The 16,635-nt window shown below is 66.0% G+C and carries 17 protein-coding genes; 14 read left to right on the top strand and 3 right to left on the bottom strand.

Annotated elements, in window-relative coordinates:
- The first annotated feature begins 79 nt into the window (after positions 1-79).
- From ftsZ to AAC014_RS08965, 4 genes are all read left to right on the top strand, one after another.
- A complete protein-coding gene (gene ftsZ, locus AAC014_RS08980) occupies positions 80-1,570 on the top strand; it encodes a cell division protein FtsZ (RefSeq protein WP_339707166.1) in 1,491 nt (496 codons plus the stop codon).
- A 131-nt stretch (positions 1,571-1,701) separates the two neighbouring features.
- Positions 1,702-2,829 (top strand): CaiB/BaiF CoA-transferase family protein, encoded by a 1,128-nt coding sequence (locus tag AAC014_RS08975; RefSeq protein WP_339707163.1) that lies wholly within the window; start codon positions 1,702-1,704, stop codon positions 2,827-2,829.
- A complete protein-coding gene (locus tag AAC014_RS08970; protein WP_339707160.1) occupies positions 2,826-4,142 on the top strand; it encodes an SPOR domain-containing protein in 1,317 nt (438 codons plus the stop codon). Before AAC014_RS08975 ends, AAC014_RS08970 begins: the two co-directional genes overlap by 4 nt.
- On the top strand, positions 4,142-5,302 hold the full coding sequence (locus tag AAC014_RS08965) for a deoxyguanosinetriphosphate triphosphohydrolase (RefSeq protein ID WP_339707157.1): 1,161 nt from the start codon (positions 4,142-4,144) through the stop codon (positions 5,300-5,302). Before AAC014_RS08970 ends, AAC014_RS08965 begins: the two co-directional genes overlap by 1 nt.
- Here AAC014_RS08965 and AAC014_RS08960 read toward each other — a convergent pair whose 3' ends face one another.
- Positions 5,303-6,964 (bottom strand): GGDEF domain-containing protein, encoded by a 1,662-nt coding sequence (locus AAC014_RS08960; protein ID WP_339707154.1) that lies wholly within the window; start codon positions 6,962-6,964, stop codon positions 5,303-5,305. It lies immediately after the preceding gene.
- A gap of 208 nt (positions 6,965-7,172) precedes the next feature.
- Between AAC014_RS08960 and argS the strand changes: the two genes are divergently transcribed.
- The 8 genes from argS (at position 7,173) to tatC (ending at position 13,606) form a co-directional block, all read left to right on the top strand.
- Positions 7,173-8,906, top strand: a complete 1,734-nt coding sequence (gene argS / locus AAC014_RS08955; protein WP_339707151.1) for an arginine--tRNA ligase — start codon at positions 7,173-7,175, stop codon at positions 8,904-8,906.
- A gap of 1 nt (position 8,907) precedes the next feature.
- Complete coding sequence (locus tag AAC014_RS08950) at positions 8,908-9,762, top strand: SPOR domain-containing protein (RefSeq protein ID WP_339707148.1); 855 nt, start codon at positions 8,908-8,910, stop codon at positions 9,760-9,762.
- 7 nt (positions 9,763-9,769) lie between these two features.
- Positions 9,770-10,777 carry a beta-N-acetylhexosaminidase gene (gene nagZ / locus AAC014_RS08945; protein WP_339707145.1) on the top strand — a complete coding sequence of 336 codons (1,008 nt, stop codon included), beginning with the start codon at positions 9,770-9,772 and terminating at the stop codon, positions 10,775-10,777.
- Positions 10,774-11,535 carry a ScpA family protein gene (locus AAC014_RS08940; protein WP_339707142.1) on the top strand — a complete coding sequence of 254 codons (762 nt, stop codon included), beginning with the start codon at positions 10,774-10,776 and terminating at the stop codon, positions 11,533-11,535. Before nagZ ends, AAC014_RS08940 begins: the two co-directional genes overlap by 4 nt.
- Complete coding sequence (gene scpB, locus AAC014_RS08935) at positions 11,532-12,170, top strand: SMC-Scp complex subunit ScpB (protein WP_339707139.1); 639 nt, start codon at positions 11,532-11,534, stop codon at positions 12,168-12,170. The genes AAC014_RS08940 and scpB overlap by 4 nt, the downstream gene beginning before the upstream one ends.
- 82 nt (positions 12,171-12,252) lie before the next feature.
- Positions 12,253-12,480 (top strand): twin-arginine translocase TatA/TatE family subunit, encoded by a 228-nt coding sequence (locus tag AAC014_RS08930; RefSeq protein WP_121051966.1) that lies wholly within the window; start codon positions 12,253-12,255, stop codon positions 12,478-12,480.
- Positions 12,481-12,503: 23 nt separating this feature from the next.
- Positions 12,504-12,833, top strand: a complete 330-nt coding sequence (tatB, locus tag AAC014_RS08925; RefSeq protein WP_339707130.1) for a Sec-independent protein translocase protein TatB — start codon at positions 12,504-12,506, stop codon at positions 12,831-12,833.
- A complete protein-coding gene (tatC, locus tag AAC014_RS08920; protein WP_339707127.1) occupies positions 12,830-13,606 on the top strand; it encodes a twin-arginine translocase subunit TatC in 777 nt (258 codons plus the stop codon). Before tatB ends, tatC begins: the two co-directional genes overlap by 4 nt.
- 29 nt (positions 13,607-13,635) lie before the next feature.
- Here the strand turns inward: tatC and AAC014_RS08915 are convergent, their stop codons facing one another.
- Together AAC014_RS08915 and AAC014_RS08910 are read right to left on the bottom strand one after the other, a co-directional pair.
- On the bottom strand, positions 13,636-13,767 hold the full coding sequence (locus AAC014_RS08915) for an entericidin A/B family lipoprotein (RefSeq protein WP_339707124.1): 132 nt from the start codon (positions 13,765-13,767) through the stop codon (positions 13,636-13,638).
- Between the two features lie 214 nt (positions 13,768-13,981).
- Complete coding sequence (locus AAC014_RS08910) at positions 13,982-15,151, bottom strand: histidine kinase dimerization/phosphoacceptor domain -containing protein (RefSeq protein WP_339707121.1); 1,170 nt, start codon at positions 15,149-15,151, stop codon at positions 13,982-13,984.
- Positions 15,152-15,163: 12 nt separating this feature from the next.
- Here AAC014_RS08910 and AAC014_RS08905 point away from each other — a divergent pair, with 12 nt between their 5' ends.
- Both AAC014_RS08905 and AAC014_RS08900 read left to right on the top strand, forming a co-directional pair.
- Positions 15,164-15,631 (top strand): hypothetical protein, encoded by a 468-nt coding sequence (locus tag AAC014_RS08905; RefSeq protein ID WP_339707118.1) that lies wholly within the window; start codon positions 15,164-15,166, stop codon positions 15,629-15,631.
- A 180-nt stretch (positions 15,632-15,811) separates the two neighbouring features.
- Positions 15,812-16,606: a response regulator gene (locus AAC014_RS08900; protein ID WP_339707115.1), complete on the top strand. Its 795-nt coding sequence runs from the start codon at positions 15,812-15,814 to the stop codon at positions 16,604-16,606.
- Positions 16,607-16,635: the final 29 nt, after the last annotated feature.

The following is a 16,635-nucleotide window of genomic DNA, read 5'->3' as shown; positions in this document are numbered from 1 at the left end:
GATTCACGCGGAATCGATCCTGTCGTAGTGTTTAACAAATGCGCTCTTGTGGGGGGCGCCGGCGCCAAAGGAGAGCATCATGAGTCTTGAGTTGCAACGCCCCGAGCTTACCGAACTGAAGCCGCGGATCACGGTGATCGGCGTCGGCGGCGCGGGCGGCAACGCGGTCGCAAACATGATCTCTTCGGGCCTCGAAGGCGTCGATTTCGTGGTGGCGAACACCGATGCGCAGGCGCTCTCGGCAGCGACGGCGGAAACCAGGCTCCAGCTGGGCCTCAAGATCACGCAGGGCCTCGGCGCCGGTTCGCGTCCCGAAATCGGCCGTGCGGCCGCCGAGGAAACGCTCGGTGAAATCGAAGGCGCGCTGGATGGTTCCCACATGTGCTTCATCACCGCCGGCATGGGCGGCGGCACCGGCACCGGCGCGGCGCCCGTCGTCGCCAAGGCGGCGCGTGAGCGCGGCATCCTCACAGTCGGCGTCGTCACCAAGCCGTTCGCGTTTGAAGGCGCGCGCCGGATGCGTTCGGCCGAAGAGGGCATCGCCGAGCTTCAGAAGCACGTCGACACGCTGATCATCATTCCGAACCAGAACCTGTTCCTGATCGCCAATGCCAACACGACCTTCAAGGACGCGTTCGCGATGGCCGACCAGGTGCTGCACCAGGGCGTGCGGGGCATCACCGACCTGATGATCATGCCCGGCCTCATCAACCTCGACTTCGCCGATATTCGCACGGTGATGAGCGAGATGGGCAAGGCGATGATGGGCACCGGCGAGGCCGAGGGCGAGAACCGCGCCATCGAAGCGGCGGAAAAGGCGATCGCCAATCCGCTGCTCGACGAAGTTTCGATGCGCGGCGCCAAGGGCGTCATCATCAACATCACCGGCGGCGAAGACCTCCGCCTGATGGAAGTCGATGAAGCCGCGAACCATATCCGCGAGATGGTGGACCCGGACGCCAACATCATCGTCGGCTCGGCGTTCAATGCCAATCTTGACGGCAGGATGCGTGTTTCGGTCGTCGCGACGGGTATTGATATGGCGACGAAGTCGGCCGAGCCCGCGCGGACATCTTCGACGCTGAGCGGTTTCGGTGCAGTTGCGGGCAGCTTTGCCCCGGCGGCGCCGATCCGCCCGGCCGCGGCTGCTGCACCGGCACCCGCGTCGCAGCCGTCAGAGGATCGGCAGATCGTCCTCGAACCGCCGGTGGCGGCCGAAGAACCGAGCCTCGTTGCCGAGGCCGAGCCTGTCGAAGACGCGCAGCCGGGCTTTTCGGACAATGTGATGCCACTGCGTATGCCCGAGCCGGTGCGCGAAGCCGCGCCGGAGCCGGTTGCCGCCGAAGCGCCGCCCGCACCGATCAACGAGCCGGTCGAGCGCCCCTATGTGGAACCGCGAACCGTGCGCGAGGAACCGCGCCCGGGTCCGACGCTGTTCGAGCGCATGATGAACCTCAGCCGCGGTGCCGACAAGGCACGCGCCGAAGAGCCGCAGCCCGTCGCCGAGGAGCCGGCCGGGCAGGATCCGCTGGAGATTCCGCGGTTCTTCCGCCGTCAGGTCAACGACTGATCCGGGGATCAGGCAGAACTCAGGAGGGCCGGGCGGCAGACCCGGCCCTCACTGTTTCGTGACCTTGCGGACGCGCACCGCTTGACCGCATCGACGCTGCGTCGCAAATCGATGGCAGGAAAGGGAGAGGCATGGCGGGACCGCTTTCGGGCGTTCGTATCATCGAAATGGCGGGGCTCGGACCGGGGCCTTTTGCGGGCATGATGCTTGCCGATCACGGCGCGGAGGTGATCCGCGTCGATCGGCCGGGCGGGATACCGGAAACGGTGCTCGGCCGTTCGCGGCGCTCGATCGTCGTCGACCTGAAATCGCCCGAAGGCATCGCGGTAATGCGCAAGCTCGTGAAGACCGCAGACGGTTTGATCGAGGGGCTGCGACCCGGTGTGATGGAGCGGCTCGGGCTCGGCCCTGACGTGCTGCTCGGTGATAACCCGCGGCTCGTCTATGGCCGCATGACGGGTTGGGGACAAACGGGTCCGCTCGCGAACGCGGTCGGCCACGACATCAACTATATCGCGCTTTCCGGCGCGCTGCACGCCTATGGCCGCGCGGGTGAGAAGCCGACGCCGCCGATCAATATGGTCGGCGATTTCGGTGGGGGCGGCATGATGCTCGCATTCGGTATGGCCGCCGCGCTGCTTTCGGTGCACAAAACGGGCAAGGGCCAGGTGCTCGACGTGGCGATGACCGATGGCTCCGCCGTGCTGATGGGCATGATCTGGGGCTTCTTCGGGCAGGGCGCGTGGAAGGATGAACGCGGCGTCAACATGCTCGATACGGGAACGCACTTCTACGACACCTATGAATGCAAGGACGGCGGCCATATTTCGATCGGCGCGATCGAGCCGCAGTTCTACGCCGCGCTGCGCCGCATCGCGGGGCTTGAGAACGATGCCGAATTCGACGCGCAGATGGACCGGTCGCATTGGGTCCCGCTCAAGACCAAGCTGACGGCGCTGTTCCTGACGAAAACGCGCGCGGAGTGGTGCGTGCTGATGGAAGGCACGGACGTGTGCTTCGCGCCGGTGCTGTCACTCACCGAGGCGCCATCGCACCCGCATAATGCGGCGCGCGGCACGTTCATCAATGTGGGCGGGATGACGCAGCCCGCGCCCGCGCCGCGCTATTCGGAGACGGTAACGGATATGCCGACACCGACGCCGCGCTCGGGAGCGGATACGGCGGCGATCCTCGGCGAACTCGGCTACTCGGATGCCGACATCGCGGCACTGGCGGACGAGAAGGTGATCGCGACATGATGCGCGTTGCCGCTGCCCTGCTGCTTCTCGCGGCGACGACCGACCCTTCGCTCGCGCAGTCGCGCAAGGAAAAGGACGACGGGGCGGTCGCCGCGCTGAACAACCCGGCGCGGCTCGTCACCATCGGCGATCATGCCCGCAATTCCGGCGATTTCATGCTGGCGCTGAGCTTCTTCGAACGTGCACTTGGGATCGACCCCGGCTTCGTGCCCGCGCTCAGGGCCTCGACCGAAGTCGCGCTCGCGATGCGGATGCCGCAGGCGCAGTCGTATGCGGAGCGCTGGGTGCGCGCGACGCCGAAGGACGGGCTTGCGCACCTCGCGGTCGGCGCCGCGCTCGTGCAGCAGAACCGGCCGACGGAGGCGCAGAAGTCTTTCGCGCTCGCCGAGGCGGCGGGCGGACCGGCTGCGGCGATTGCCATGCAGCGCGGCCTTGCCTTCGATCTGCTTGGGCAGAGTCGCAACGCGCAAATCGCCTATGCGGACGCGATGCAGCGCGTGCCCGGCGACCGCTCGATCATCGAGCATCTGGCGCTCAGCCTCGCGATCGGCGGCGACAATGAAGCGGCGATGCAGCTCTTGCAGCCCGAGGCGGAAAAGGCGTCCGGCCAACCGAGTTTCGAACGCACGCTGGTGCTTGTCCACGCACTTGGCGGGCGGCGCGATCTCGCGCGGCGCATCGCGACCGCGAATCTCAGCCCGCAGGCAGCCGCCGGCGCAGGCGACGTGCTCGAACGCATCGCCAGCCTGCCGACCCCGGCCGCGAAGGCGGCTGCCGTGCACCTTGGCATCCTGCCCGACGCGGGGCGGCCCGCGCAGGCGCCGGCAGTCGTAGCACAGGCGCCAGCATCTCCGCCGCCCGAGCCTGTGGCGGAGGCGCCCGTGAGGGAAAGTCCGCAGATCGAAAGTTCGCAGATTGAAAGCCCGCCACCGCGCGCGCCGGAACCTGCGCCCGAAAAGCCGGCGCCTGAAAAGCCTGTTGCAGCCAAACCCGCGCCGAAGCCGGAACCGCTCCCTGCCGGGCTGCCGAAACTCTCGGCGGTGCAGCTCAAGGCGGCGCATGTGTGGCTGCAGCTTTCCAGCAGCCCGGACCGCGCGCTCGTTTCGGACGACCTCGCGCGCTTCAAGCGCAAGGCGGGCGCGATCGGTAACTACAACGCCTATGTGCAAAGCGTCGCCGGTACGCACCGCCTGCTGATCGGGCCGTTCCGCTCGGGCGAAGACGCGCAGAAGGTGTCGCGGCGGCTGAAGGCGGCGGGTGTGGACTCCTATATCAACCGCGCACCGGCCGGGTCCGCCATCGCGCCGCTCTGATGCTGGCGCCCTACGCCTCGAACCCCGCAGCCACGCGGGGGCGGCTTCATTTCGAAAGCCCGAGCGCGCGCCGCGACGCATTCCAGCGCGACCGCGACCGCATCATCCATTCCACCGCGTTCCGCCGCCTGAAGCACAAGACGCAGGTGTTCGTGTCGCCGGACGGCGACCATTTCCGCACGCGGCTGACGCACAGCCTCGAAGTCGCGCAGATCGGCCGCGCCCTCGCGCGCACGCTGCAGCTCAATGAAGACCTGACCGAAGCGCTCTGCCTTGCGCATGACCTCGGGCATCCGCCGTTCGGCCATGTCGGCGAAGATGTGCTGGCCGCACGCATGGCGCCGTGGGGCGGCTTCGACCACAACGGCCACACGATCCGGATGCTGACCACGCTCGAGGTCCGCTACGCCGATTTCGACGGGCTCAACCTTTCGTGGGAAACGCTGGAGGGGCTTGCCAAGCACAACGGGCCGGTGACGGCGCCGGGCTGGGCGCTTGGCGGCTACAATGCGCTTCACGACCTCGACCTCGGGACGCACGCGGGGCCGGAGGCGCAGCTTGCTGCGCTTGCGGACGATATCGCCTACGACAACCACGATCTGGACGACGGTCTCCGTGCCGGACTGTTCACGCTCGGTGATGTCGCGGCGGCGGTGCCGCTCGTCAGCGAATGTCTGGACGCTGTGCGTGCGCGGCACCCGGGCGCGCCCGAGGACAGGCTCGCGGCCGAACTCGTGCGGTTCCAGATCGGGCGCATGGCCGACGACCTGATCGAGGAAACCGTGAGGCGGCTTGCCGCGCTCGCACCCGCCGACGTGGACGCTGTTCGCAGCGCGGGAGCGCCCGTTGTGGGCTTTTCAGAGTCGATGCAGGCGGCGGAGCGCGATCTCAAGCGCTTCCTCTACGCGAACATGTATTTCCACGCGCGCAACCTCGCGATGCGCGAGCCCGCTGCTGCGGTGACGGGCGAACTGTTCGACACGCTCCACAACGATCCTTCGGCGCTGCCCGCGGATTGGCTGGCGCGCTTGCCCGAAGCCGAACCGGCGCGGGCGCGCCACATCGCCGATTTCATCGCGGGCATGACCGATCGCTATGCGCTCAAAACCTTCGAGGCGCTTGGCGGGCAGATCGCCTTCCCGCCGGGCGCGATCATCTGATCAGCCGGCGACCGCCTGCGCGTTGCGGTCGCTTCCCCGGAAGATCACGCGGTTCCGGCCGTGTGCTTTCGCCTTGTAGAGTTCCTGATCGGCCCAGCCGTACAGGCGCTGGAAGCTGAGCGCCTGGTCCGCCGAGGCGACGCCGATACTGGCGGTGACGGCATGACCGGTACGAAGCTCCGGGTGCTGCAGATCGGCGATGCCGCGCCGTACGCTTTCGGCGAACTGGCGGATGCCGATGGGAGTGAGCCCGGTAACGCCGAGCACGAATTCCTCGCCACCGATGCGCCCAGCGACGCACAGCGGCCCTTCCCAGCGTTCGAGCCGGCGTGCGATCCGGCACAGCACGGCATCGCCCGCTTCGTGGCCGTAGGTGTCGTTGACGCGCTTGAAATGGTCGACATCGATCAGCAGCAGGCCGAAGTGCTCGCCCGGCGCGGCGCGGCCCTCGATCATGAACTCGGCGCGGTCCACGAAGCCGCGCCGGTTGAGGAGGCCGGTGAGCGCATCGCGGCTGGCAAGCTCGCTCATGCGCGCTTCCGCTGCGCGTGCACGGTCGCGCTCCTCGCGGAGGTGCGCGATCCGCAGCGTGACGGCGATCGAAAGCGACACGGTCTGCATTGCGGCGGCGACCAGCATCACAACCTGTGACCCACCCCCGTAGAGCCATTCGTCCATGTCGACGACCTGGGTGAGCGCAAGCGTCGCCATCGGCAGCGCCCATGCCCAGGCAAGCGCCTTCGCGTCCGCGTTACCGGCGCGGCAGGCGTTCACGAGGCCGATTGTGACGAGCGCGAGCACCGACAGGGTGAGCACGCCGACAACACCGATCTGCCAACCAAGCGCCGGTCCTGTTTCAAGGGAAACGAGAATACCGAACGGCAGGATGAAAAGGCCGAGCACGAGCGCCCCGATGCGGAGCGCGCGCGGCCCCATATCCTTCCCGAGCGCCACGACGCCGCTGATCGTGGCGAGTGTGACGGCAAGGCAGGCGAGAAAGGTGCAGATTTGCGAAGACCAGCCGGCGAGGCCGGGCGCGACGATCAGCGCAAGTTGCGACCAGAGCAGGCCCCATACGACCATCGTAATCCCCCAGAGCCCGTGCCAAAGGAGAAAAACGCGGCGCAGCGCCACCCCCACGGAGAGCGTGTAAAGCGCGCCGAGCGCAAGGAGGGTGATCGCGCTGCCGACGATGACCGGCAGCACCGCAGCCTGCGCGTTGGCTTCCGCATCACCGGGCAGGCGGATTCTCAGCATGTCGTGGCTCGCCAGCCCATCGAAACGGAGGACGACGGCTTTGACCGACGCGGTGAGCATGGGCGATTCGAAGGCGATCTGACCGCCCGCTCGCCAGTGCGCGCCATAGTTGCCGCGCCGAACCGACTGAGATGCCGTGCGCCCGTCCGCGTACGCGAACAGCGCTGTTAATCGCTCAAAGCGGGTTTGGTGAACGTAAACGATATGCGAATCAGCCGGCGCTGCGATTTTCAGCCAGAGGCTTCGTTTTTGATAGTCGGCAGGCTCCGCTGAACAATCGAATACACCCGGATCGGCGGCCGAGAGTTCCGTTACCGCATAGCAAAAGCGGGCATCCGCGCGCGCCTCATCGCCCGCTGTGGCGGCGATAAGCAATAGAAATGCAAAGGCAATTACGCGGTACATAAGAATGATGGACGCATACTCGTGGTAGGGGGCTGTTGTCAGCCCACCATGCGCAAAGGGCGATAAAAAACCGTTACGGATGTTTTCAAAACGAAAACATCCGACCGGCGAACTCTGCCGCGCGGACGGCGACGGATGCTTGGCGCGCACGGGGAAAGCGGTGTAAGGCCCCGGGCAAATCTCATTTTTGCAGATAGCAGGCCTGGTCGTGAGCACTGTTTTTGAAACCTATACGGCGGCGGTCCACGCCGCGCTCGATGCGCTGGAGGCGGCGGGGACGATTCCGGTCGGGCTCGACCGCAAGGCGGTGGCGCTCGAACCACCGCGCGATCCTTCGCACGGCGACCTTGCCACCAACGCCGCGATGGTGTTGGCGAAGCCCGCGGGCAAGCCGCCGCGTGCGATCGCCGAGCCGCTTGCCGCTGAGCTTGCCAAGGCGTGGGGCGTCGCATCCGTGGAGATGGCGGGGCCGGGCTTCATCAACATCCGCCTCGATCCCGCTGTCTGGATCAGCGAGCTGAACGCCATTCTGGCGGCAGGCGGCGAATATGGCCGCACCGGCATGGGCAAGGGCGTTCACGTCAATGTCGAGTACGTGTCGGCCAATCCCACGGGACCGATGCACATGGGCCACTGTCGCGGCGCCGTGGTTGGCGATGCGCTCGCCGCGCTGCTTGAATTCGCCGGGCACGAAGTGACGCGCGAATATTATGTGAACGACGCGGGCGGGCAGGTGGATGTGCTCGCGCGCTCGGTGCACCTGCGCTATCGCGAGGCGCTGGGCGAGGCGATCGAGATTCCCGAGGGCCTCTATCCGGGCGATTATCTGAAGCCGGTGGGCGAAGCGCTCGCGGCGGAGTTCGGCAACGCCTGGGTCGGCAAGCCGGAGAGCGAATGGCTGGTGCTGTTCCGCACGCGCGCTGTCGACGCGATGCTCGTGCTCATCAAGGCCGATCTCGCGCTGCTCGGCATCCACCACGATCTCTTCTCATCCGAAGCCGAGGTGCAGGCGGCGGGCGAGGCGGACCGGGCCGAGGCCGAACTGCGCGCCAAGGGCTACGTCTACGAAGGCGTTCTGGAGCCGCCGAAGGGCGAGCTTCCCGACGACTGGGAGCCGGTGGAACTGACGCTGTTCCGATCGACCGCGTTCGGCGACGATGTCGACCGGCCGCTGAAGAAGTCGGACGGGTCGTGGACGTATTTCGGCGCCGACATGGCGTACCACAAGCGCAAGGCCGAGCGCGCCGACCAGCTGATCGACATCTGGGGCGCCGACCATGCGGGCACGGTGAAGCGGATTCAGGCGGCGGTCGCGGCGCTGACGGACGGCAAGCCGTTCGACGTGAAGCTGGTGCAGATGGTGCGCCTGTTCCGCGCCGGCGAGCCCGTGAAGATGTCGAAGCGTTCGGGTTCGTTCGTGACGCTGGCGGACGTGGTGCGCGAGGTCGGCAAAGATGTCGTGCGCTTCATGATGCTGACGCGCCGTGCCGACGCGCCGCTCGATTTCGATTTCGCCAAGGTGGTGGAGCAGTCGAAGGACAATCCGGTCTTCTACGTGCAGTATGCGCACGCGCGGATTTACTCGCTGGCGCGCCGGGCGGCGGAGGCGGGTTTCACCGTTGCCGCGCCCTCGGCGGCTGATCTCGCCCGGCTCGATGAGACCGAGCTCGATCTCGTGCGGTTTGCCGCGCAGTGGCCGCGCATTATCGAGGCGGCGGCGAACGCGCGTGAGCCGCACCGCATCGCCTTCTATCTCGGCGATCTTGCCGCTGCGTTCCATGCGAACTGGAACCGGGGCAACGACGATCCTTCGAAGCGCTACCTGATCGCGGACGATCCCGGCATCACCAACGCGAGGCTGGCGCTGGCGCGTGGGCTGGGGCAGGTTATCGCGAACGGCCTTCATGTGATGGGTGTGACCCCGGTCGAGGAGATGCACTGAGATGGCGCGCGGTTACCGGGATGACGAGGACGACGAAGCGCTGCCGTGGCTCGAGCCCGCGGAGCCGGAGGATGAGGACGAGGGCCGGGCCTTCCCTTATCGCGGCCTCATCATCGCGGGTGCCATCATTGTGGCGACTGTCGCGGTGCTGTGGTTCGTGGTCGAATGGATCGGCGGAGGCCGCGGCACCGATACGGTTGCGGCGACCGACGAGGTGCCGCTCATCCAGGCGCCGGACGGGGCCTACAAGGTCCGCCCCGACGATCCCGGCGGGCTCGATGTGGATGCCGACAGCCTGACGCACTCGGTCGCCGAGGGGCAGGATCCCGACAGCGAGCTTGCGCTCGACATGATCCCTGAAGAGCCCGTGCCCGTCATTCCGGCAGCGCCCGTGCGGAGTGCGCCGGTGCCCGAACCCGGCACGGTAGCGCGCGCGACCGTGCCGCCGTTAGCGCAGAAGGCGCTTCCCGCCGAGAAGGTGCAGCCGAAGCCGGTGGAAAAGCCGGTCGCGAAGCCCCCGGTCAAGGAAACGTCGAAGCCGGTGCAGAAAGTCGAGACGCCGAAGCCCGCGCCCGCGAAAGCTGCAGCCCCGAAGCCAGAGCCCGCAAAGGCGACAGGCAGCGTTACCGTCCAGCTCGGCGCGTTCAACAGCACGGCGAGCGCCGATCAGGTGTGGTCGAAGCTTTCGGGGCGTGTTGGCGCACTCGGCGGCCTGCGCAAGTCGGTGCAGCCGGTCGAAAGCGGCGGCAAGACGCTTTACCGCCTGCGCGCGGGCGGCATCGCTTCCGAAGCGCAGGCCGGCAGCGTTTGCGCGGCCGTGCAGGCGGCGGGCGAACAGTGCGTGATCGTGCGCTGAGCCGCGCGTGACGCCGCTGCTGCTCGGCCTTTCGGGGCTTAATATCACGGACGACGAACGCGCGCTGTTCGGCGCGGCTGACCCGGCTGGCTATATCCTCTTTGCGCGCAATATCGATACGCCTGAGCAGGTGCGCGCGCTGACCGCCGATCTTCGCGCGCTTGTCGGGCGGGACGATCTGCCGATCCTCATTGATCAGGAAGGCGGGCGCGTCGCGCGGCTCGGGCCGCCGCACTGGCCGCTGTTTCCGCCGGCGCGGCGCTTCGGCGAGGTGTTTGGCGTGGCGCCCGTCACGGCCATCGAGGCGGCGCGGCTGAATGCCAAGGCGATCGCGCTCACGCTCGCGGACCTCGGTATCAGCGTCGATTGTCTACCGGTGCTCGACGTGCCGGTGCTGGGCGCGCACGACATCATCGGCGACCGCGCTTATGCGCTGGAGCCGGGCGCGGTCGCCTCGCTCGGCGACGCGACGCTGCGAGGGCTGCGCGCGGGCGGCGTCGTCGGTGTCGTCAAGCACATCCCGGGGCACGGGCGCGCAGCGGCGGACAGTCACCTTGAACTCCCCGTGGTCACGGCGGATCGTGCGGCACTCGAAGCCGATTTCGCGCCGTTCCGCGCGCTCGCCGCTGCACCGATGGCGATGACCGCACATGTGCTTTACGAGGCGCTCGACCCCGCCGCCTGCGCCTCGCAGTCGAAGATCGTTGTCGAGCAGACGATTCGCGGCACGATCGGTTTCGATGGCCTGCTGATGGCGGACGATCTCGGCATGAGCGCGCTGGGCGGCACGCTTCCGGAACGGCTCACGGGTGTGCTCGCGGCGGGCTGCGACCTCGCGCTCCACTGCAGCGGAGACTTTGCCGAGAACGCCATGCTTTGCGAAACCGCGCCAGCGATGACCGCGGAAGCGCTCGACCGGCTGGCACGCGCGATGGCCTGGCGCCGCGCCGAGGGCGAAACCGACGTCGCGGCGCTTGTCGCGAGGCGGGACGCACTGTTAGTCTCCGCCGCATGACCGAGATCGTTTCGATCGACTTCAATGGCAACGAAAGCGAACGCCTGAACCTCGATATCGAGGGCTGGGAAGGTCCGCTCGATGTGCTGCTGCACCTCGCGCGCGCGCAGAAGGTCGATCTGGCGCGGATATCGATCCTCGAACTCGTCGAGCAATATCTCGTCTTCATCGCCGATGCGAAGACGCTGCGACTGGAACTGGCGGCCGATTACCTGGTGATGGCGGCATGGCTCGCCTATCTGAAATCGTGCCTATTGCTGCCGAAGGAGGAGCAGGAGGAGCCGAGCGCTGAGGAGCTGGCGCTGCGCCTGCAACTGCGCCTGCAACGCCTTGATGCGATGCGCGAGGCGGGCGCGCGGCTTTTGGCGCGCGACCAGACCGGGCGCGACGTCTTCATGCGCGGCGCCCCCGAGGGCGTGCGCGTTGTGACGAGCGCCACATGGGACTGCGAGCTTTACGACCTCTTGAAGGCCTATGGCGCGATCAAGGGCCGTCAGACACCGCGCGAGTACGCGGTACGGCGGCGCCCGGTCTTCTCGCTCGAAGAGGCGCTGGATCGGCTCGAATCGATGCTCGGCACCGCGCTTGACTGGACCGTGCTGTCAAGCTTCCTGCCGGACGGCATCACGGATGACGACTTCCGCCGGTCGAGCGTCGCGAGCAGCTTCGTCGCCGCGCTCGAGCTCACGCGGCTCGGCAAGACCGAGCTGTCGCAGGCGGATAGTTTTGCCCCTCTCTTTCTCAGAAAGCGCCAATGAGCGACGCGATTGACGACGATCTCCGGTTCCAGCGCATCATCGAGGCGACGCTGTTCGCTGCCGACAAGCCGCTGACGCGCGAGCAGATCGCCGAATTCCTGCCCGAAGGCACGCCGGTGCAGCCGCTGCTCGATGCGCTTGCGGAAAGCTATGCGCCGCGCGGGGTCAACCTCGTGCAGCGCGGCGGCAAGTGGCACTTCCAGACGGCGGCGGACCTCGGCGATATCCTGCGGCGCGACGAGGACCAGACGCGCAAGCTCTCCCGCGCGGCGCTCGAAACGCTGGCGATCATCGCCTACCACGAACCCGTGACGCGCGCGCAGATCGAGGAAATTCGCGGCGTTTCGATCTCGAAGGGCACGATCGACGTGCTGATGGAGGCGGGGTGGGTGCGTCCGGCCGGCCGCCGCGAAGTGCCGGGACGGCCACTGCTCTATGCGACGACGCAGGGTTTCCTCGTCCATTTCGGACTCTCCACGCGCCGGGATCTGCCGGGCCTCGCCGAGCTGAAGGCAGCGGGTCTCCTTGAACCTATCGATGTCGCCATGAACCAGCTCCAGTTCGAAAAGCCGCCCGAAACCCCGGACGCTGACGAGACCGACACCGAGGAAGAAATGGACGACGAGGCGCTCTAGGATTCGCAATTTTGCGTGCGGGGGACTAGACAGGGGCTAAGGCGCTGCCGATATCGCGGGCAGCGGAAACGGAGTACGGACCATGGGTGGTTTCAGCATCTGGCATTGGCTGATCGTCGGCATCGTCGTCATTCTGTTGTTCGGAAAGGGCCGAATCTCGGATGTGATGGGAGACCTCGCCAAGGGCATCAAGAGCTTCAAGAAGGGGCTCGCCGAAGACGAAACGCCCGCCCAGCCCCGTCAGCTTGGCCAGGCTTCGCCCGACCAGACGATCCGCAGCGAAACGCCCCAGGAAACGCCGCGTAGCTGACAGTCCTCCATCCGGACGAATAAATGTTCGACGTCGGCGCGCCCGAACTCCTGCTGATTGGAATTATCGCGCTCCTCGTCGTGGGGCCGAAGGACTTGCCGCGCCTGCTGCGCACCGTCGGCAATTGGGTCGGCAAGGCGCGCGCGACAGCGCGGCACTTCCGCACCGGCGTTGATGCCATGATCCGCGAAGCGGAGATGGAAGACATGCAGAAGCAGTGGGAAGCGCAGAACGCTGCGATCATGAAGGCGCACCCCGCGACTCCCGAACCGTCGGCACCGGCAGCGGATGGTCCCGCCGAAGACGTCCCGCCACCTGAAACGGCGCCCGACACAGGCAAGCCGCAGGCATGAGAGACATTGACGACAGCAAGGCCCCGCTTCTCGATCACCTGATCGAGCTGCGCCAGCGTCTGCTTTATTGCGTCATCGCACTAATTGCCGCGTTCGGCATCTGCTTCGCGTTCGCAGACGATATTTTCGCCTTTCTCGTGCAGCCGCTGGTGAAGGCGAAGGCCTCGCAGCTCATCTACACGAAGCTCTACGAAGCGTTTTTCGTGGAGATCAAGGTAGCGCTGTTCGCGGCGTTCCTGATCGCGTTTCCGATCATCGCGAACCAGCTCTGGCTGTTCATCGCGCCAGGGCTCTACAAGTCGGAAAAGAAGGCATTTCTGCCTTTCCTGATCGCAACGCCGGTTCTTTTCACGATGGGCGCTGCGCTCGCCTATTACGTGGTGATGCCCACGGTCTTCACGTTCCTGCTGGGCTTCCAGACGACGGATGCGGGTATTCCGCAGCAGGCGCTGCCGGCGATGGACGATTATCTGTCGTTCGTGATGGGGCTGATCTTCGCGTTCGGCTTCTGTTTTTTGCTGCCGGTGCTGTTGATGCTGCTGGCGCGTGCGGGGATCGTGAACGTCGCGCAGCTGCGCTCGTTCCGCCGCTATGCGATCGTCGGCGCCTTCGTAGTCGCGGCCGTGCTCACACCGCCGGACGTGATCTCCCAGCTGCTGCTCGCGATCCCGCTGATGGTGCTCTATGAGGCGGGCATTATTGGCATCATTCTTACTGATCGCCGCGCCGCGCGTGTGAAATCTGCGGAGGAAGCAGGGGACGCCGCCGAGTAGCCGCGTCCCCGTTTTCCCGACTCTTACGCTTAATTGGCCGTGTCTTCGACCGCTTCGCCGGCCGACTGGACGTCCTTGCCGACACCTTCGACCGTGTTGCAGGCAGCAGCGGCCAGCAGCGCAACGATAACAGCGATCTTTGCACCCATTTTATTGCGCATGTTCATTCTCCCATAAACTACCCGGAGAAAACGGTTGTCGCCTCAATAGGTTTCATCGGACCGTTCCGGAGCAGCACAAAAAGAAAAGAGCCCGATGCCGGCGGGGGGCAGGCAAACGGGCTCTTGTGGGACAACGAGAGCGGGGGGGCAAAGTTCGCTGTCCGTATCGCATTAACGACGAATCGCTGGCGCGGTTCCATCGCCTGAAAGAAATTTATCTCGCCCGAGGCTTCAGCGGGAATTCAACACTATAGCAGGGCACGTCGGCATCGTAGGTAAGCCGCCCGCGGAGCTGACGGACCATCCCGCTTACGATGCGCGCGGCAGCGCGGGTCTCCGTAGGCGCTAACGGATCGTCCTCTCCGAATGCGTCCGAGCAGATTTGCAATTCACCCCCGCGTTCGGTGCGGCGGACGTGAACATCGATCACCATTTTTTCGCGGCCCTCCGCCGCCGCAAGACGGGCGGCGAATGCGATCACCTCGGTGATGAGGAAGGCGAGCGGCACGGCGGCATCCTGGCTGATATGCAGGCGCTCGAGGTGCGTGTTGATGCGCGGCTCGACAAGCTTCGCGGTGGGAATGAGCTGCTGAAGGCTGGCGCACAGGTCATGGGCAAGCGCCGTGAAATTCACACCCTGCGTTTCGCTTTCCTCGTAAAGCCAGCGGTGCACGATCGAAAGCGCGCCGACACGCATCTGGATGCTGGCATAGGCGCGCGCCACATCGGCCCCGTCCGCCTCGCGGGCCTGGATGCTGATGAGGCTGGCGATGATCTGGAGGTTGTTCTTCACGCGGTGGTGGACCTCGCGCGTCAGGCGGCGCTGTTCGGTGAGCGCGGCGTCCACCTCCTGCCGCGCTTCCGCCATGTCCTGCGCCATCGCGTCGAACGTCTCGGCGAAGGCCTGCATCTCGTCGGTCTGTCCGGCACGTCCCGAAAGGCGCACCCGGTCGTCGCCCGCGCCGTAGGCGCGCACGCCGCTTGCCATGTTCTGCAGCGGGCGCACGACGAATCGCCGCACGACCATCCAGCCGATGAGCAGTGCGGCGATCCACATCAGCGATGGCGCCGCGATCGCGAGCACATCCGCTGCGGCAAGGTGTGTAGCGGGAACGATCGTGGTGAGCGCGAACGGCGCAATCGAAAGCGGGCCCGCCGCGACGACCTGCCCGCGCCCGCCAGACTCGTTCACGCGGCGCACCGTCAGGAGCCCACCTGGCACCGAGGCGCCAGGTGGGGCGCTGCCAAGGATCGCCTTGTCGCCCAGCCAGACGATGGTGGAGCCCTCCATCGCGGCGATCTCGCCGAGGCGTGCCTTCAGGCGCGAAATCGATGCCGTTGCTACAATGAGCCCGGGCTCTCCGGTTTTGGGTTCTTCACGCACAGCCAAGAACACATGATCGCCGCCAGGCCAGATCAGGTTTTCACGTTCGCTTTCCGCGGCAAGGAGCGTGAGTTCGGCGGCCGATGGCTTGGTGCCGCCGTTGCTTTGGCAGATCGGGCGGCCAAGGCTATCGGCCCAGATGATCGAATCGAAGGTTTCCGCGTCGTCGAGTGCGTTCGCCGCTTCGGTATTGCATGTCCGGCCGTCATTGAGGCCGCTTTCGTTGCGAAGCAAAGCGCGCAAAACGAGAAAATCGACGTTGAGCAGATCATCGACGACACGCGCGGTCGCTCGGAACTGGTTTTCGGCGCGCACAAGTTCCGCCTCGCGGGCGTTTCGGATGCCGTCGGCCGCCAAAACGGCGGCGAGAATGCCGATCGGCAGCAAGGCGAGCGTGAGGGCGACAGCGAGCTGAAAAGACAGCGAACGCCGTGGTCCGGACCCTTTGAGTTCAGAACCTTGGCCGGAACTTTGCCCTGAACCCGGGCCTGAATCTTGGCCCGAAACCTGAATTTCTACGTTTTCAGCCATTGTCCCCAACGAACTTAGATATGGGGCGAAACAAAAGAAAGGCTCGACCGTTCCAATGCTTGCCGCCACTTTCGTGTGGGGTGGCCACCATTCGGGGGTGGTCCGGGTTTCTAGGAGGCAGACAAACACATGACATTGGCAGCGAAGCTCGCGCCGCACCTTCCACTGCTCCGCCGTTATGCGCGGGCTCTTACGGGAACGCAGCGCGACGGGGACACTTACGTGCGCGCGGCGCTGGAAGCGATCGTGAGCGCGCCGGAGGATTTTCCGCGCGATGTGGACGAAAGGCTGGCACTCTACCGCGTTTTCCACGCCATCTGGTCTTCTTCGAACATCGACGTCGATTCGGAAGAGCCGGCGGCAACCAATTTCGAGCGCGCCGCCCACGAACGTCTCGCAGCGATCACGCCGCTGTCGCGCCAGGCGCTGCTGCTCACCGCGATGGAGGGCTTTTCGCACGAGGACGTCGGCTATCTGATCGATCTGGACCCGGACAGTGTCTCGGGTCTCGTGAAGGAAGCCATGGACGAAATCAGCCGGCAGACGCACACACGCGTGCTCATCATCGAGGACGAGCCGATTATCGGCATGGACCTCGACAGCATCGTGCGGGATCTCGGCCACGATGTGACCGGCATAGCGGTCACGCGCGATGAGGCGGTGGCGCTGGCGATCGAAACCGAGCCGGGGCTTGTGCTGGCGGACATCCAGCTTGCGGACGACAGTTCGGGCATCGACGCGGTGAAGGACATTCTCGGCCGATTCTCAGTGCCCGTGATCTTCATCACGGCCTTTCCGGAGCGCCTCCTCACCGGCGAGCGTCCGGAGCCGACCTTCCTCATCACAAAGCCGTTCCAGCGTTCGACCGTTTCCGCGGCGATCGCGCAGGCGCTATTCTTCAATAGCACCGCGGCAATGCAATGATGCTTCCGTTCGCTGCCTTGTGAGGGGAC

This window comes from uncultured Sphingosinicella sp. (assembly GCF_963974575.1).
Lineage (GTDB): Bacteria > Pseudomonadota > Alphaproteobacteria > Sphingomonadales > Sphingomonadaceae > Sphingosinicella.
This window is presented reverse-complemented; position numbering and strand designations above follow the sequence as displayed.

Bases quoted from the DNA above. Each gene is read 5' to 3' on its own strand.
- ftsZ (WP_339707166.1), top strand. From the start codon at position 80: ATGAGTCTTGAGTTGCAACGCCCCGAGCTTACCGAACTGAAGCCGCGG.
- AAC014_RS08975 (WP_339707163.1), top strand. From the start codon at position 1,702: ATGGCGGGACCGCTTTCGGGCGTTCGTATCATCGAAATGGCGGGGCTC.
- AAC014_RS08970 (WP_339707160.1), top strand. From the start codon at position 2,826: ATGATGCGCGTTGCCGCTGCCCTGCTGCTTCTCGCGGCGACGACCGAC.
- AAC014_RS08965 (WP_339707157.1), top strand. From the start codon at position 4,142: ATGCTGGCGCCCTACGCCTCGAACCCCGCAGCCACGCGGGGGCGGCTT.
- AAC014_RS08960 (WP_339707154.1), bottom strand. From the start codon at position 6,964: ATGTACCGCGTAATTGCCTTTGCATTTCTATTGCTTATCGCCGCCACA.
- AAC014_RS08950 (WP_339707148.1), top strand. From the start codon at position 8,908: ATGGCGCGCGGTTACCGGGATGACGAGGACGACGAAGCGCTGCCGTGG.
- AAC014_RS08940 (WP_339707142.1), top strand. From the start codon at position 10,774: ATGACCGAGATCGTTTCGATCGACTTCAATGGCAACGAAAGCGAACGC.
- scpB (WP_339707139.1), top strand. From the start codon at position 11,532: ATGAGCGACGCGATTGACGACGATCTCCGGTTCCAGCGCATCATCGAG.
- AAC014_RS08930 (WP_121051966.1), top strand. From the start codon at position 12,253: ATGGGTGGTTTCAGCATCTGGCATTGGCTGATCGTCGGCATCGTCGTC.
- tatB (WP_339707130.1), top strand. From the start codon at position 12,504: ATGTTCGACGTCGGCGCGCCCGAACTCCTGCTGATTGGAATTATCGCG.
- tatC (WP_339707127.1), top strand. From the start codon at position 12,830: ATGAGAGACATTGACGACAGCAAGGCCCCGCTTCTCGATCACCTGATC.
- AAC014_RS08915 (WP_339707124.1), bottom strand. From the start codon at position 13,767: ATGCGCAATAAAATGGGTGCAAAGATCGCTGTTATCGTTGCGCTGCTG.
- AAC014_RS08905 (WP_339707118.1), top strand. From the start codon at position 15,164: ATGATCGCCGCCAGGCCAGATCAGGTTTTCACGTTCGCTTTCCGCGGC.
- AAC014_RS08900 (WP_339707115.1), top strand. From the start codon at position 15,812: ATGACATTGGCAGCGAAGCTCGCGCCGCACCTTCCACTGCTCCGCCGT.